This window comes from Paracoccus sp. MBLB3053 (assembly GCF_031822435.1).
In the GTDB taxonomy this organism is placed as follows: Bacteria; Pseudomonadota; Alphaproteobacteria; order Rhodobacterales; family Rhodobacteraceae; genus Paracoccus; species Paracoccus aurantius.
Genome location: NZ_JAVQLW010000001.1, coordinates 2,449,308 through 2,464,484, shown reverse-complemented (window position 1 = coordinate 2,464,484; position 15,177 = coordinate 2,449,308). Strand labels below are relative to the sequence as shown.

At 62.5% G+C, this 15,177-nt stretch carries 12 protein-coding genes; 1 reads left to right on the top strand and 11 read right to left on the bottom strand.

Features of this window, described 5'->3' with window-relative positions; translation table 11 throughout:
• Position 1: 1 nt before the first annotated feature.
• A complete protein-coding gene (gene hydA / locus RGQ15_RS12305; protein WP_311160542.1) occupies positions 2 to 1,453 on the bottom strand; it encodes a dihydropyrimidinase in 1,452 nt (483 codons plus the stop codon).
• A gap of 63 nt (positions 1,454 to 1,516) precedes the next feature.
• Positions 1,517 to 2,761 carry a Zn-dependent hydrolase gene (locus tag RGQ15_RS12300; protein WP_409201340.1) on the bottom strand — a complete coding sequence of 415 codons (1,245 nt, stop codon included), beginning with the start codon at positions 2,759 to 2,761 and terminating at the stop codon, positions 1,517 to 1,519.
• Between the two features lie 238 nt (positions 2,762 to 2,999).
• On the opposite strand from RGQ15_RS12300, the gene RGQ15_RS12295 reads away from it, so the two are divergent.
• The gene (locus tag RGQ15_RS12295; protein ID WP_311160539.1) at positions 3,000 to 3,626 is read left to right on the top strand and encodes a TetR family transcriptional regulator C-terminal domain-containing protein; all 627 of its coding nucleotides are present in this window, start codon (positions 3,000 to 3,002) and stop codon (positions 3,624 to 3,626) included.
• On the opposite strand, the gene RGQ15_RS12290 is transcribed toward RGQ15_RS12295, so the two are convergent.
• The 9 genes from RGQ15_RS12290 to purD form a co-directional block, all read right to left on the bottom strand.
• A complete protein-coding gene (locus RGQ15_RS12290; RefSeq protein WP_311160538.1) occupies positions 3,611 to 5,032 on the bottom strand; it encodes a mannose-1-phosphate guanylyltransferase/mannose-6-phosphate isomerase in 1,422 nt (473 codons plus the stop codon). The two genes, RGQ15_RS12295 and RGQ15_RS12290, sit on opposite strands and share 16 nt — an antisense overlap.
• Positions 5,033 to 5,132: 100 nt before the next feature.
• A complete protein-coding gene (locus RGQ15_RS12285; RefSeq protein ID WP_311160537.1) occupies positions 5,133 to 6,053 on the bottom strand; it encodes a 2-hydroxyacid dehydrogenase in 921 nt (306 codons plus the stop codon).
• The gene (gene rodA / locus RGQ15_RS12280; RefSeq protein ID WP_311160536.1) at positions 6,053 to 7,192 is read right to left on the bottom strand and encodes a rod shape-determining protein RodA; all 1,140 of its coding nucleotides are present in this window, start codon (positions 7,190 to 7,192) and stop codon (positions 6,053 to 6,055) included. The genes RGQ15_RS12285 and rodA overlap by 1 nt, the downstream gene beginning before the upstream one ends.
• Position 7,193: 1 nt before the next feature.
• Entirely contained in the window at positions 7,194 to 9,137 is a 1,944-nt protein-coding gene (mrdA, locus tag RGQ15_RS12275) for a penicillin-binding protein 2 (RefSeq protein ID WP_311160534.1), read from the bottom strand.
• 3 nt (positions 9,138 to 9,140) lie between these two features.
• Complete coding sequence (locus RGQ15_RS12270; RefSeq protein WP_311160532.1) at positions 9,141 to 9,671, bottom strand: rod shape-determining protein MreD; 531 nt, start codon at positions 9,669 to 9,671, stop codon at positions 9,141 to 9,143.
• Positions 9,664 to 10,626, bottom strand: coding sequence for a rod shape-determining protein MreC (gene mreC, locus RGQ15_RS12265; protein WP_311160530.1), 963 nt, complete (start codon positions 10,624 to 10,626; stop codon positions 9,664 to 9,666). The genes RGQ15_RS12270 and mreC overlap by 8 nt, the downstream gene beginning before the upstream one ends.
• A gap of 12 nt (positions 10,627 to 10,638) precedes the next feature.
• Positions 10,639 to 11,673: a rod shape-determining protein gene (locus RGQ15_RS12260; RefSeq protein WP_134679321.1), complete on the bottom strand. Its 1,035-nt coding sequence runs from the start codon at positions 11,671 to 11,673 to the stop codon at positions 10,639 to 10,641.
• A 342-nt stretch (positions 11,674 to 12,015) separates the two neighbouring features.
• A complete protein-coding gene (locus RGQ15_RS12255; protein ID WP_311160529.1) occupies positions 12,016 to 13,578 on the bottom strand; it encodes a 2-isopropylmalate synthase in 1,563 nt (520 codons plus the stop codon).
• A 319-nt stretch (positions 13,579 to 13,897) separates the two neighbouring features.
• On the bottom strand, positions 13,898 to 15,160 hold the full coding sequence (gene purD / locus RGQ15_RS12250; protein WP_311160528.1) for a phosphoribosylamine--glycine ligase: 1,263 nt from the start codon (positions 15,158 to 15,160) through the stop codon (positions 13,898 to 13,900).
• Between the last annotated feature and the right edge of the window lie 17 nt (positions 15,161 to 15,177).

Below are 15,177 nucleotides of genomic sequence, written 5' to 3'. Positions count from 1 at the left end.
GTCAGACCCCGCTCGCCGGAATGCCCGAGCGCTCGATCGGGCGCGGCGCAGTCAGCTCCTTCCAGGCCGAAAGCGCGCGGTTGACCGCCGGACGCGGTTGGCGCGCCACGAATTCGCCATGTCCCTCCCGGCTGTCGACTTTCCCCTCGGTGACGGCAACGACACCGCGCGTCAGCGTGTAGCGCGGCAGGCCCTTGACCTTGATGCCTTCGAACACGTTGTAATCAATGGCAGATTGCTGGTTTCCTGCGCTGATGCTCTTTTCGGCGGCCGGGTCCCAAACGACCAGATCGGCATCGGAACCGATCAGCACGGCCCCCTTTCTCGGATACATGTTCAGGATCTTGGCGATATTGGTCGAGGTCACGGCGACAAATTCGTTCGGTGTCAGCCGGCCGGTTTCCACGCCAAAGGTCCATAGAACCGGCATCCTGTCTTCAAGCCCGCCGGTCCCATTCGGGATCTTTGTGAAATCGCCGACACCATAGCGCTTCTGCTCGGTCGTGAAGGCGCAATGATCTGTTGCGACGCAGCTCAGGCTGCCCGATTGCAGCCCGGCCCAAAGACTGTCCTGGTGCAGCTTGTTGCGGAACGGCGGCGACATCACCCGGCGCGCGGCATGATCCCAATCCGCGTTGAAATATTCGCTTTCGTCCAGAACAAGATGCTGGATCAGCGGCTCGCCCCAGACGCGCTTGCCCTGCTGGCGGGCGCGTCGGATCGCTTCGTGGCTGTCCTCGCACGACGTATGAACGACATAAAGCGGGACGCCCGCCATATCCGCGATCATGATCGCGCGGTTTGTCGCCTCACCCTCGACCTGCGGCGGGCGGGAATAGGCGTGGCCTTCCGGGCCGGTATTGCCTTCCGCCAGAAGGCGGGCAGAAAGTTCGGCCACGACATCTCCGTTCTCGGCATGGACAAGAGCGACGCCACCCAGATCACCAACCCGGCGGAATGATGCGAACATTTCGTCATCATTCACCATCAGCGCGCCCTTGTAGGCCATGAAATGCTTGAACGAGGTGATGCCGCGCTTCACCACTTCATCCATTTCGTCAAAGACCTGCTCGCCCCACCACGTGACGGCCATGTGATAGCTGTAATCGCAATGCGCCCGGCCGGACTTGTTGTCCCACATCTTCAGCGCATCCAGCAGCCCTTGGTCAGGTGAAGGAAGCACGAAATCCACGACCATTGTCGTCCCGCCCGCCAGTGCCGCGCGGGTCCCGGATTCAAAGTCATCGGCCGAATAGGTGCCCATGAAGGGCATTTCCAGATGCGTATGCGGGTCGATGCCGCCCGGCATGACATAGCAGCCCGTCGCGTCCAGGGTCGTGCCACCGACCAGCCCTTCACCAATCGCGGCGATCTTGCCGCCTTCGATCAGGACATCCGCCTTGTAGCTCAGATCGGCCGTGACGATGGTACCGCCCCTGATGACCGTGCTCATCCCTTATTCCTTCCTTCGTTTTGGGTTCTGTGGGGCTGCCGGGGCGCAGGGCCCGGCCTCCCATCAGGAAACGATTTCGGCGGTTTCAAGCACCGCATGCAGCAGCACATCCGTACCGGCAGAGGCCCATTCCGGGCTGATTTCCTCGGCCTCGTTATGGCTGAGCCCATCGACGCATGGACACATGATCATCACGGTGGGCGCGACCTTGTTCACCCAGCAGGCATCGTGCCCCGCGCCCGAGATGATATCCATATGGCTGTAGCCCAGCCGGTCGGCAGCCGAGCGTACCCGGTCGACCAAGGCCGCATCGAAGGCCGGCGGGTCGAAGTGGCCCACGATCTCGTGGCTGAATTCACACCCCAGGGCTTCGCAGATTGCCGGAGCCTTTGAGGTGAACTCTTCGACCATCTCAAGCAGAGTTGGCATAAGATGACTTCTGAAATCGATCGTAAAAACAACCCGTTCCGGAATGATATTGCGGCTGTTTGGATAGACGTCGATATGGCCTATCGCGCCGACGGCGGCGGGTTGGTGCCGCATCGCTATTTCGTGGACCAGCTCGGTCAATTGCGCCAGGCCTCGCCCCGCATTGCGGCGCATCCGCATGGGCGTCGAACCGGTATGCTGCCCCTTGCCCGTCACTGTGCATTCGATCCAGCGCAGGCCCTGGCCGTGGGTGACGACGCCGATCTGGACATCTTCAGCCTCGAGAATCGGGCCCTGTTCGATATGATATTCGAACATGGCGTGGATCTTGCGATCTCCGGGCTTCTCGTCGCCCATCCAGCCGATGCGGGCAAGTTCCTCGCCGAAGCTCTTGCCCTTGGCATCGCGCCGCCCATAGGCGAAATCCTGATCTATCACCCCGGCAAAGACGCCCGAGGCCAGCATGGCAGGGGCGAAGCGGGTACCTTCCTCGTTCGTCCAGTTCGTCACGACGATAGGGCGGCGGGTCGTGATGCCAAGATTGCGGATCGACCGGATGACTTCGAGCCCGGCCAGCACGCCCAGCACTCCGTCGTATTTTCCCCCAGTAGGCTGGGTGTCCAGATGGCTGCCGATATAGACCGGCTCAAGCTCCGGCTCCGCCCCCTCGTGGCGAAAGAACATGTTGCCCATCTGGTCGACCGACATGACCATCCCAGCTTCTTCGCACCAACTCTGGAAAAGTTTGCGACCTTCGCCGTCCTCATCGGTCAGGGCCTGTCGGTTATTGCCGCCCGCGATGCCAGGCCCGATCTTGGCCATCTCCATCAGGCTATCCCATAGGCGGTCGCCGTCGACCTTCATGTTGGCTGCGGGCATGATGGCGGTATCCGCACCACCTTGGGCAGTCGTCATAGCTTCATCCTTCCTGTCTGGCCGCCGTCTTCTTCTGGACGGTCGGCGGGATCGGGCAGCGGCATTGGTTCTGGCACTCATGGCCAAAGTGCGCCGCGAAATATTGACCATTTGGTCAGGATCAGGCTAGCACGGGTCCATAGTCAGTCAAGCGCCGCGATATCAGCCCTTTGGCAGATCGGGTGCCTTTCACGGAAATCCGATGCAGGAAAAGCCGCGCCGACAGAGCCGTATCCAGAAAAAGAACCGCGAAGCGATCATGACCGCGGCGTTGCGTGAATTTTCGGCACGCGGCTTCGCAGGAACAACGATCGACCAGATCGCGGATGCGGCCGGTCTGTCGAAGCCGAATGTCCTTTATTATTTTCAGTCTAAGGACGCGATTCACAGCGAATTGCTGCGGGGTCTGCTGGACATGTGGTTGCAGCCGCTGCGGGATTTGCAGGCAGAAGGCGACCCGGCCGACCAGATCCTTGCCTATGCCCGACGCAAACTTGAGATGTCGCGGGATTTCCCGCAGGAAAGCCGTCTCTTTGCCAATGAGGTCCTGCAGGGAGCGCCGCGTCTCGAACCGATCCTGGGCGGTGAGTTGCGCCAGCTTGTCGATGAAAAATCGGCTCTTATCGGCCGTTGGATTTCAGAGGGACTGATTGCGCAGGTCGCCCCCCATCACCTTCTGTTCTCGATCTGGGCATTGACCCAGCATTACGCCGATTTCGAAGTCCAGGTGCGGGCGGTTCTTGGTCCCGATCACGATCCCTATGCCGAGGCCGAGGTCTTTCTGGACCTGCTGTTCCGTCGTCTGCTGCTGCCTCATTCTCGCGAATAGACATCCTCGTAGCGAACGATATCGTCCTCACCCAGATAGGCGCCGGTCTGAACCTCGATCAATACCATCGGAACCTTGCCTGGATTTTCCATGCGGTGGACGGCACCCAGCGGGACGTAGATCGACTGGTTTTCGGTCACCAGCGTCACGGTTTCATCGACAGTGACCCGAGCCGTTCCGCTGACCACGATCCAATGTTCCGAGCGGTGAAAGTGGGATTGCAGCGACAGGGCCGCACCGGGATTGACGACGATTCGCTTGACCTGGAACCGGTCGGCCAATGCAAGCGTCTCGAACCATCCCCAGGGACGATGATCGCGCAGGAAAATTTCAGCCTGTCGCGCGCCCTTTGCCTTCAGAGCGGATACCGCCTTGCGGACATCCTGGGCGCGATCCATCCCGGCGACAAGCACGGCGTCATTGGTCGAGACGACCATGACGTCCTTCAGGCCGATGCCGACGACCTCGACCCCTTCGTCCTGCGAACGCAGAAGGACGTTTTCGCAATCGATCGCCGTTGAATGCCCGTCCGTGACGTTGCCGCCTTCGGCGGGTGCATCCTCCTGCGCTTCGCGCCAGACCGCATCCCATCCGCCCAGATCCGACCAATGGCCCGAGAAGCGCACGACCGAAAGATTGTCCGCCTTTTCCAGAACCGCATAATCGATCGACACATCTGGAAGCGTGTCCCAGGGGCCCGGTGCGATACGCAGGAAGCCAAGGTCGGTGCGCGCCTCTCCCAGTGCCTGCTGAACTGGTTCAAGAAATTCGGGGGCATGAGCGCGGAACGCGTCGATCATGGTCCGCGCCGAAAACAGGAAGATCCCCGCATTCCAAAGGAAGTTCCCCTGGGAAATCATCTCGTTTGCGGTCGCGAGATCGGGCTTTTCGACGAAGCGTTTCAGCACCACCGGGCCTTCGCCCGAGGTTTCGGCCTCCATATATCCATAGCCGGTTTCTGGGCGCGTCGGCGTAATGCCGAAGGTCACGATCCGCCCGGCTTTCGCAGCCGGGGTGCCCAGTTCGACAGCGCGGCCAAAGGCCTCGGCGTCCGGGACGACGTGATCTGATGGGGCGACCAGCAACAGGCCATCAGGGTCCTTTTCGGCGACACTCAATGCGGCTGCAAGGATCGCTGGTGCGGTGTTGCGCCCGGAGGGTTCGATGAGGATGGCCGATGGCGTGATGCCGATAGCGGCCAGCTGCTCGGAGACGATGAATCGGAAATCGGCATTCGTCATGACCAGTGGTGCGCCGAAACGTGGGCCAGCCAACCTGCGGGCAGAGGCCTGGAAAAGCGTTTCGTCGCCAACCAGGGGAACGAATTGCTTCGGGAAGCTCTTGCGCGAAACCGGCCAAAGCCGCGTGCCCGATCCGCCGGCCAGAAGTACTGGGGTCATCACCATGCGTCACTCCCTTGGCGCGAGGCCGTTCATCTAAGCTCTGAAAACGCATTATTGATTTGGATTCCCAACGAGGCAAGCCATGCGTCGCCGGTTGTGTGTGTCAGTATCCACGTGCCCGGTCGACGCGGTGCAAGAGCGGCTCGTCCCGCATCGCGCGTCGCAGGTTTTCTGCCGCGACTGTCGCAGCCGTGGTCGGGCGGGTATCTGCGGCGATATGCGATGTCACCGTGACGCGAGCATGGGACCAAAACGGATGGTCCGCCGGCAGCGGCTCGATCTGGAAGACATCCAGCACGGCATGGCCGGGTCTGCCTGCCTCCAGCGCTTCGATCAACGCGCCTTCGTCGATCAGCGTCCCGCGTCCGGCATTGATCAGGGTCGCACCTTCGGGCAGCAAGGAAAGGGTCCTTGCGTTCATAAGGCCGCGCGTCTCAGCGGTGTCCGGCAGAAGGCAAATCAGGATCTCGGCACGGGAGAGCGCGTCGCCCAGACGATCGCCGGGAAGCACCTCGATGCCCTCCACGGGGCGACCGGATTGCGACCAACCGGTGACGCGGAAGCCCAGCCGTGCAAGCGTGCCGGCGACCGATCGCCCCAGTTCGCCCATGCCCAGAACCGTGATCCCGCGTTCCGAGGCCAGGGGCGGGACCAGTTCGTTCCGCCAGACGCCGTCCTGCAACTGGCTGTCCATGCCCAGATGGGCACGCATCGCCCAGCCGAGGCAGTATTCCGTCATGCCGATGGCCAGTCCGGGATCGACCATGCGGCACAACGGCTGCGTCAATGTCTCGTTCGTAACGATGCGTTCGACCCCGGCCCAAAGGCTCTGCACCAGGCGGGCATTCACGAAGGGGCTGAAATCAAGCGTGCTGCCATCCTCGGGGTAGCCGGGCGCATAGATGAGCGCGTCGAAGCTTTCCGGAGCGCCGTCGCGGCAAAGCTCGATCTCGGGGCAGGCGGCTTGCAGCGCGGGGGCCCATTCATCCCACAGCCGGGTGGGGGCCGCGAACAGAACCCGCATCAGCGCGGCCTGTGAACATGTGCGGATTGCAGGATGCCGAAACCCATCAGCAGAATCATGAGCGATGTTCCCCCGTAACTGACCAGTGGCAAAGGAGATCCCTTGGCAGGCAGCATTCCCATCACCGTGGCCATGTTGATTGAAAAATAAAGGAAGAATGTCCCGGCGATGCCGATCGTCAACAGGCTTGCGAACCTGTCCTTGTTCGTCAGCGCCGAATGCAGGCAGAAACCCAGAATGAGAACGTAAAGCATCAGTAGCGTGCCCGCTCCGACAAAGCCGAACTCTTCGGCAAGCGAAGTGAAGATGAAGTCGGTGTGCTTTTCGGGCAAGAAATTCAGCCGAGATTGCGTGCCCTGCATGAAGCCGCGCCCTGACCAGCCGCCGGAGCCCAGGGCGATCTGCGCCTGCATGACATTATAGCCCGCCCCCAGCGGGTCGGAACCCGGGTCGAGGAAGGTGTCGATACGCTTGAACTGGTACTCGTGCAGGAGCTGCCAGTCGGTTCCACGACTTTCCATGACCGCCGTGACCAGTCCGACGACAATCGCGATGACCGCTCCGAAATACCAAAGGCTGACCCCGGCCGCGAACATCACGATGCCGCCACCCGCGATCAGCATGACCGAGGTACCGAGATCTGGCTGCATCAACACCAGGGCCGTGGGCGTCAGGATCAGCAGAACCGGGATCAGCACCCATATCGGGCGAGAGACCTTTTCGATCGGCAGCCAGTCGTAATAGGCGGCCAGCGTCATCACGAAGGCGATCTTTGTCAATTCCGAGGGCTGGATGCGGATCGGGCCAAGGATCAACCAACGCTGGGCCCCCATGCCGATATGGCCCATGAGTTCCACCGCCACCAGAAGCAGGACACAGATCACATAGGCCACGACCGCGATTGATCGCCAGAACCAGATCGGAACGAAGGCGAGCGCGAACATGATCGCCATGCCGGCTGCGAAACGCTCCATCTGCGGCATCGCCCAGCGGTCGATATCCCCGCCCGAGACGGAATAGAGCATCAGGAAGCCGATGCAGCTGACCGCCGTGACCAGGAAGACAAGAGGCCAGTTCAGGTAAAGGATCTTGCGCCAGCCGGTCGGGACGCGTTCGACCGTGTAATCGAGATAGCTCATGTCAGGCCTTGGCGCGAGCCGTAGAAGGGGCAAGGGGAGGCATCAGGTTCATCTTGGACCACATTTCCTCGACCTTCGCACGTTCGCCGTCCGGATAGGCGGAAAGCGGGGGCAGCCCTCCGGCCAGCGCGAAAAGCAGGATGTCGCGCGCGATCGGAGCCGCGACCGCCGAACCGCCGCCGCCGTGTTCCACCACGACCGAAACGGCATAGCGCGGCATGTCATAGGGCGCGAAACAGACGAAAAGCGCGTGGTCCCTCCGATTCCACGGAAGTTGCTCGTTCGAGATGACGCCCCGCGCACGTTCGGCGGCCGTGATGTTGCGAACCTGGCTGGTCCCGGTCTTGCCCGCCATCTGCCATTCCGGCGCGACGATACGCGCCCGGCGCGCGGTGCCGTGGGTGCCATTCATCACCGCGTCCATCCCACCCCGGGCAGTCCGCAGGTTCAGCGGATTGATCCCCAGATCCTCGAATTCGGGCACCTGCTGGACGACCCCGTCAACGGCGCGAACCAGGCGCGGGATGACCGCCTTGCCTGTCGCGACGCGGGCCGTCATCACCGCAAGCTGCAGCGGCGAGGCAAGGACATAACCTTGTCCGATCGAGGCGTTAAGGGAATCCCCTACCTGCCATTCCTGCTGGTAGCGCTCCATCTTCCAGGCGCGGTCCGGCGCAATGCCCTCGGTGATGGCCGACATCGGCAGGTCGTGACGCACCCCGATGCCCAGGCGACGCGCCATCGCCGCGATCCGGTCGATCCCCACCTTCTGCGCCAGTTCATAGTAATAGACGTCGCAGGATTGCTCGAGGCTGCGTATCGCATCGACTGTGCCGTGTCCGCCACGCCGCCAGCAGTGAAAACGCCGGCCGGCGAGCTGGGTGAAGCCTGGGCAGAAGAACCTTGAGCCAGGGTTGATAACGCCCGATTCAAGCCCGGCAAGCAACGTGACCATCTTGAAGGTCGATCCGGGAGGGTAGGCGCCCTGAACCGTCTTGTCTGCCAGCGGGCGGTGATCGTGCTGCATCAGGTCCTTGTAATCACTTGAACTGATGCCGCGAACGAACTTGTTTGGGTCGAAGACCGGCGAGGATGATATCGCCACGATATCGCCGTTGGTCACGTCGATGACCACAGCGGCGGCACTTTCCGTCCCCAGCCGCTGCGCGGTGAAATTCTGAAGCCGGGCGTCGAGCGTGGTCTGGACCGTCGCGCCTTGCTGACCTTCCTGACGGGAAAGTTCACGCATCTCGCGCCCGGCGCTGTTGACCTCGACGCGGCGGTTGCCGGCTTTGCCGCGCAGCTCTTCCTCGAGCTTGGCTTCCATCCCGACCTTGCCAAGCTGGAATTCGGGCAAGCGAAGCACCGGGTCGGGATTGTCGATCTTCGACAGGTCGTAATCGGAAACCGGGCCGACATATCCAAGGACATGGGCAAAATCACCCGCGCGCGGATAGCTGCGGGAAAGCCCGGATTCGGGCGTGACGCCGGGCAGCGCCGGGGCGTTGAGCGCGATCGACGAGAATTCCTGCCATGTCAGGCGGTCGGCCACCATAACAGGTGTTACCGCACTGCGACGCCGGATCTCGGCCAGAAGTTCGGCGGCCTGCCTGTCGCTCATCGGAATGATCCGGCGCATCCGCGCCACTACGGCCGAGACGTCGCCCGCATCCTCGCGCGTCAGTGTCACGCGATAGTTCTGTTCATTTCCCGCGATGATGGTGCCGTTTCGATCAAGGATAAGGCCGCGCGCAGGCGGCAGAAGTCGGATCTTGATCGAGTTGCCGTCGGACAGCATCCGGTATTCTTCGGCATGTTCGAGCTGCATCGAGCGCAGCTTGAGCCCAAGCGTACTGATCACCGCGGCCTGGATGACGCCAAGCAAAAGCACCCGACGCGAAATCAGGCGGCTGCTTTCGGCAATTTCCTTTTGCGACTTGCGCATGGTTCAGCGATACCTCGTGTCAGCTTCCGACAGTCCGCGTCGCAGGCCAAGGGGCCAGCGCAGCAGTCCGACGACGATCGGATAGGCGGCCGTCGTGGCGATGAATTGCAGGATCACCTGACCCAGCGGAGGCATCGGCAGGAAAAAGACCGCAAGCACGATCCGGTATCCCAGCATCAGCATCGCCATCAGCATGGCCACCCGCAACCATTCAACCATGAACGGCAGCTCGCGCCAACGCAACTCGCGCGAACGTGCGGCCTCGCTGCCCATCACGACGATCGCCGTCCAGAGACCCAGCGGCCTGAACAGCATGATGTCCTCGATCAGGAAGAGCAGGGCGATGATCAGGACGGGCGCATGGTCGGGGCGTCGAAGCACCCAGGCAAGGGTGAGGCAAAGCGAGATGTCCGGCCCAGGCCAGACCACCTGCCCGGGATTGAGCGGCATCAGGCGCAGGAACAGGATCGCGAGGAAAAGCACGATAAAGAGACCGCGCCCGGCAAGCCGCTTGCGCCGGGCCGTTTCAATCATTTCCGGCCTCGGCTCCGTCCTCGGCCGCGTTGACGGCGCGTTGTGCGGCTACAGCGGGGTCGATATCAATAGTTGGTGGCAGCGGCGGTCCGATGAACTCCGCCGGAGGCGGCGGGATAAGCAGCCCCGTATCGGCCAGTCGTTCCGAAGGATGGCTTCGAAGAACGCGCAGGAATTCAAGCCGCCCGTAATCCGCCGCAAGCCTGACCCTCAACCTGCCATCGCTTGCCTGCGCGACCTGCCCGACCAGAAGCCCGGGCGGAAATACGCCTCCATCGCCGGAACTCACGACGCGATCCCCTGGGCGCAGGTTTTCAGGACTTTCGATGAAGTCGAGCGCCGGAAATGAGGTGTTGTCCCCACTGAGCAATGCATGCTGGCCTGACGGCTGGATGGTGACAGGGATCCTGCTGGACGGATCGGTAAGCAGCATCACGCGGCTCGTGCTTTCGCCCACACCCGAGATCCGGCCCACAAGGCCAAGCCCGTCCATCGTCGCCCAGCCATCCAGGATGCCATCGCGCGCTCCCACATTGAGCAGGACGGATTGCCGGAATGCAGTGCCGCTATCGGTCAGCACCACGCCCGAAACCGAGGTCAGCGCGGGATCGATCCTGACGCTGTTCTGCGACAGAAGCTTGGCGTTTTCCTGTTCAAGCTGGACGGCAGCCTCTTTCCAGGCCGACATCTTCTGCAGCTCGCGGCGCAGTTCCTGGTTCTGCTCGTATAGGCGCGAATAGGATTCGAAGCCGGCGACCATGCGGCTCAGCCGTGTCACCGGGGCCATGACCCATTCAAAGCCAGGCACGAACCTGTCGATGACAATCGCGCGCAACCGCTCGGCCCGGGGGCTGTCGATCTGCCAGAAAAGGAAGATGCCGAGCAGGGCGATGACCAAAAGCGAAACGAGGATGCGCCGGACCGGAGCCGCGTAATCTGGGCCCTTGCGTGCCACAGCCTGTCCCGATCAGCTGTCGTAATCGATGACGTGGCGCAGCTGCTTCTCGAATTCCAGCGCCTTGCCGGTGCCGAGCGCCACGCAGCTCATCGGCTGATCCGCCAGCGTGATCGAGAGCCCGGTCTGCTCGCGCAGTGCAAGGTCCAGATCGCCCAGCATCGCGCCGCCGCCGGTCAGCATGACGCCGCGATCGACGATGTCGGCGGCCAGGTCCGGAGGCGTGGCTTCCAGCGCGACCATGACGGCCTCGCAGATCTGCTGCACCGGTTCGGCCAGCGCCTCGGCGACCATGGCCTGGGTGATCTCCATTTCCTTGGGGATCCCGTTCAGCAGGTCGCGGCCACGCACCATGATGGTCGCGCCACGGCCGTCATCGGGCATGCGGGCGGTGCCGATCTGGGTCTTGACGCGCTCGGCGGTCGATTCGCCGATCAGCAGGTTGTGGTTGCGGCGCAGGTAGTTGATCAGCGCGTCATCCATGCGGTCGCCGCCGATGCGAACCGAACGCGCATAGACCACGTCGCCGAGCGACAGGACCGCCACTTCCGTGGTGCCGCCGCCGATATCGACGACCATGCTGCCGGTGGGTTCGGTGATCGGCATGCCCGCGCCGATGGCCGCGGCGATCGGCTCGGCGATCAGGCCGGCCTTGCGCGCGCCGGCCGAAAGCACCGACTGGCGGATCGCGCGTTTCTCGACCGGGGTCGCGCCATGCGGGACGCAGACGATGATCTTCGGCTTCGAGAAGGTCGTGCGACGAAACACCTTCTTGATAAAGTGCTTGATCATTTCCTCGGCGCTGTCGAAATCCGCGATGACGCCTTCGCGCATCGGGCGGATCGCCTCGATGCTGCCGGGCGTACGGCCGAGCATCAGCTTGGCATCCTCGCCAACGGCCAGGACCTGCTTCTTGCCATCCTTGACGTGATAGGCGACGACTGAGGGCTCATTCAGGATGATCCCCTTGCCCTTGACATAGACCAGCGTGTTCGCGGTGCCGAGGTCGATCGCGATGTCGGTGGAAAACAACCCGCCAAAGGCCATGTGAATATCCCTTCTGCCGTCCCTGCCATGACGGCCGCTTTGCCGTCGTTTTGCCGACGGCCATTGTCCCATTGCCGCGACGAGTCGCCCCGCCGTGGAATGGCTCCATATAGGCTGGCATTCCATCCGGGAAAACCCGGAATTTCGTAGCTGTCTGCCAGATGACGCGATGGCCGAAACTTCGATCGTGACAAGGCCGCCGCAGCAACATTGTGCCGTAACTTATCGAACCGGCTGACTCAATCCAGACGTTTCTGACTATGCGCGGAACTTTGCGGACGCCCTCGACCGACAAAGGGCGACCCATCGGGCCGCCCTGTTCGAAACCCGTTACGGAATCGCCTAATGCGAATACATGCTGACCTGTTTCGCGTCGGCGCCTTCGCCCACCATCTCGCGGCGGACCTTGAGGCGGTTCAGCGCGCCGACATAGGCCTTGACGCTCGCCAGGATCGTGTCGGTATCGGCGGCCTGGCCGGTGGCGATGCGGCCCTCTTCCTCCATGCGGACGCTGACGGTCGCCTGTGCGTCCGTGCCCTCGGTGACCGCATGGACCTGATAGAGTTGCAGCACGGCCTGATGCGGCCAGATCGCCTTCACGGCGTTGAAGCAGGCATCAACAGGTCCGTCGCCCGTCGCATGGACGGTCTTTTCCTCGCCGCCGACGATCATGGTGAGGTCAGCCGATTGCCCGTCGCTGCCGCAGACCACGCGCAGGTGCTTCACCTGCAGATAGTCGTTTTCGGTATTGGCGGCACTGTCCTGCATCAGCGCGACGAGATCGTCGTCATAGACTTCCTTCTTGCGGTCCGCGAGCGCCTTGAAGCGCACGAAGACATCCTTCAGTTGGTTGTCGCCCACCTCGTAGCCCAGATCATGCAGCTTTGAGCGCAGTGCCGCGCGGCCCGAATGCTTACCCAGAACGATATTGGCCTCGTTCAGGCCGATATCGGCGGGGCGCATGATCTCGAAAGTTTCGACATTCTTCAGCACGCCATCCTGATGGATGCCGGATTCGTGCAGGAAGGCGTTCTTTCCCACGATCGCTTTGTTGAATTGGACCGCAAAGCCCGAGACCTGGCTCACGCGGCGCGAGATGCCCATGATCTTGGTCGTGTCGATGCCGGTGTCATAGGGCATGATGTCATGGCGCACCTTCAGGGCCATGACGACCTCTTCCAGCGCGGTGTTGCCCGCGCGCTCGCCCAGGCCGTTGATCGTGCATTCGATCTGGCGCGCGCCTGCTTCAACGGCTGCAAGGCTGTTCGCGGTCGCCATGCCCAGATCGTTATGGCAATGCGTGGCGAAGATGATGTCATCCGCGCCCGGCACGCGTTCCAGCAGCATCTGGATCAGAGCGGCGGATTCGCGCGGTGCGGTATAGCCCACGGTATCGGGGATGTTGATCGTCGTGGCGCCGGCCTTGATCGCGATCTCGACCACGCGGCACAGGTAGTCATGCTCGGTCCGGGTCGCGTCCATCGGCGACCATTGCACGTTATCGCACAGGTTGCGTGCGTGCGTCACGGTCTGGTGGATGCGCTCAGCCATCTGGTCCATATCCAGATTGGGAATGGCGCGATGCAGCGGCGATGTGCCGATGAAGGTATGGATGCGCGGCTGGCGGGCGTGCTTCACGGCCTCCCAGCAGCGGTCGATATCGGGCAGCTGGGCGCGTGCCAGGCCGCAGATCACGGCGTTCTTTGCCTGTTTGGCGATCTCGCTGACCGCAGCGAAGTCGCCTTCCGAGGCAATCGGGAAGCCGGCCTCGATGATGTCGACACCCATCTCGTCCAGCATCTGGGCGATTTCCAGCTTTTCGGCATGGGTCATGGTTGCGCCGGGCGATTGCTCGCCGTCGCGCAGTGTGGTGTCAAAGATCACAACTCGGTTCTTGTCGGTCATGTCGGGGAATCCTTCTTTCGCTGTTCAGGTCCGGGCGCGAACCAAACTGAGCGGCGGCCCGGAGACCCGCTCAGCGCAGCGTAAGAAGGAGGAGACCGCGGAGGCTCACGGAGAAACGCGCGCCGATTTGCGCGTCCCGAGCAGTGGCGATGTGTCGCGTCCGAGTCATGGCGCGGACTATAAGGCCGGCTGGAAGGACTTGAAAAGACCGAAATCACGCTTGGTCAGCAATTTTCTGTCGCGCCAAGCGAAAAGACGGCGCAACGATGCGCCGCCCGTCCTGGGAAAACCATGGATGAAAGCCCGTCTCTGCGCGGGCTCAAAGGGCGCGCCAGCCTATGTCGCGCCTGTAGAAGCCGCCCGACCATTCGATCCCGTCGGCGAGTTCATATGCGCGGGCGTGGGCTTCGGCCAGTGTCGCGCCCCGGCCGGTTGCCGCAAGGACCCGACCGCCGTTTGCGACGATCCTGCCGTCCTTGCGCGTGGTTCCGGCGTGGAAAACCATATGAGCGGAATCTTCGGCCACGGTCTCGAGATTGGCTATTTCGCTGCCCTTCTCGTAGCTGCCGGGATAGCCCTTGGCGGCCATGACAACCGTCAGCGCGTGGTCATCGGCCCAGGTCACGGCAGTTTCTGCCAGACGCCCTTCGGCGCAGGCAAGGATGAGGTCAAGCGCCTGAGCGCCCAGGCGCATCATCAGCACCTGGCATTCAGGGTCGCCGAAGCGGACATTGTATTCCACCAGCCGCGCGCGGCCGTTCTCGATCATCAGACCGGCATATAGTATCCCCTGGAAGGGCGTGCCGCGCCGCGCCATTTCGACCACTGTCGGGCGGACAATCTCGGCCATGACCGCGTCCTGAATTTCCTGCGAGAGAATCGGGGCAGGGGAATAAGCGCCCATCCCCCCGGTATTCGGGCCAGTATCGCCGTCGCCCACCCGCTTGTGGTCCTGAGCCGTGCCGATGGGCAGGCAGTCCTTGCCATCGCAGAGGATGAAGAAGCTGGCTTCCTCGCCCGACATGAACTCCTCGATGACGACTTCGGCACCTGCATCGCCAAAGGCTCCACCAAACGCGTCGTCGATCGCGGCGATCGCCTCGGCTTCGGTCATGGCAACGGTCACGCCCTTGCCGGCCGCGAGACCATCGGCCTTGACCACGATGGGGGCACCCTTTTCGGCAATATAGGAACGCGCTGGCTCAGCGGCATCAAAGCGCGCCCAGGCAGCCGTGGGTGCGGCGCAGGCATCGCAGATTTCCTTGGTGAAGCTTTTCGAGGCTTCAAGCCGTGCTGCGGCGGCCGAAGGTCCAAAGGCGAGGATACCCGCCGCACGCAGGTCATCTGCCACGCCCGCGGCAAGCGGCGCTTCTGGTCCGATCACAACGAGGTCGATCGCATTTTCCTCGCAGAAGCCGATCACGGCGCTGCCCGACAGGATGTCAAGATCGGCCAGCTCTGCCAGGGGCTCCATCCCCGCGTTGCCCGGCGCAACGAACAGCCGGTCGCATTTCGGGTTTTGCCGAATTGCCCAAGCCAGCGCATGTTCGCGTCCGCCACTGCCGAGGATCAGGATATTCATGCGCAGGCCCCTTTGCT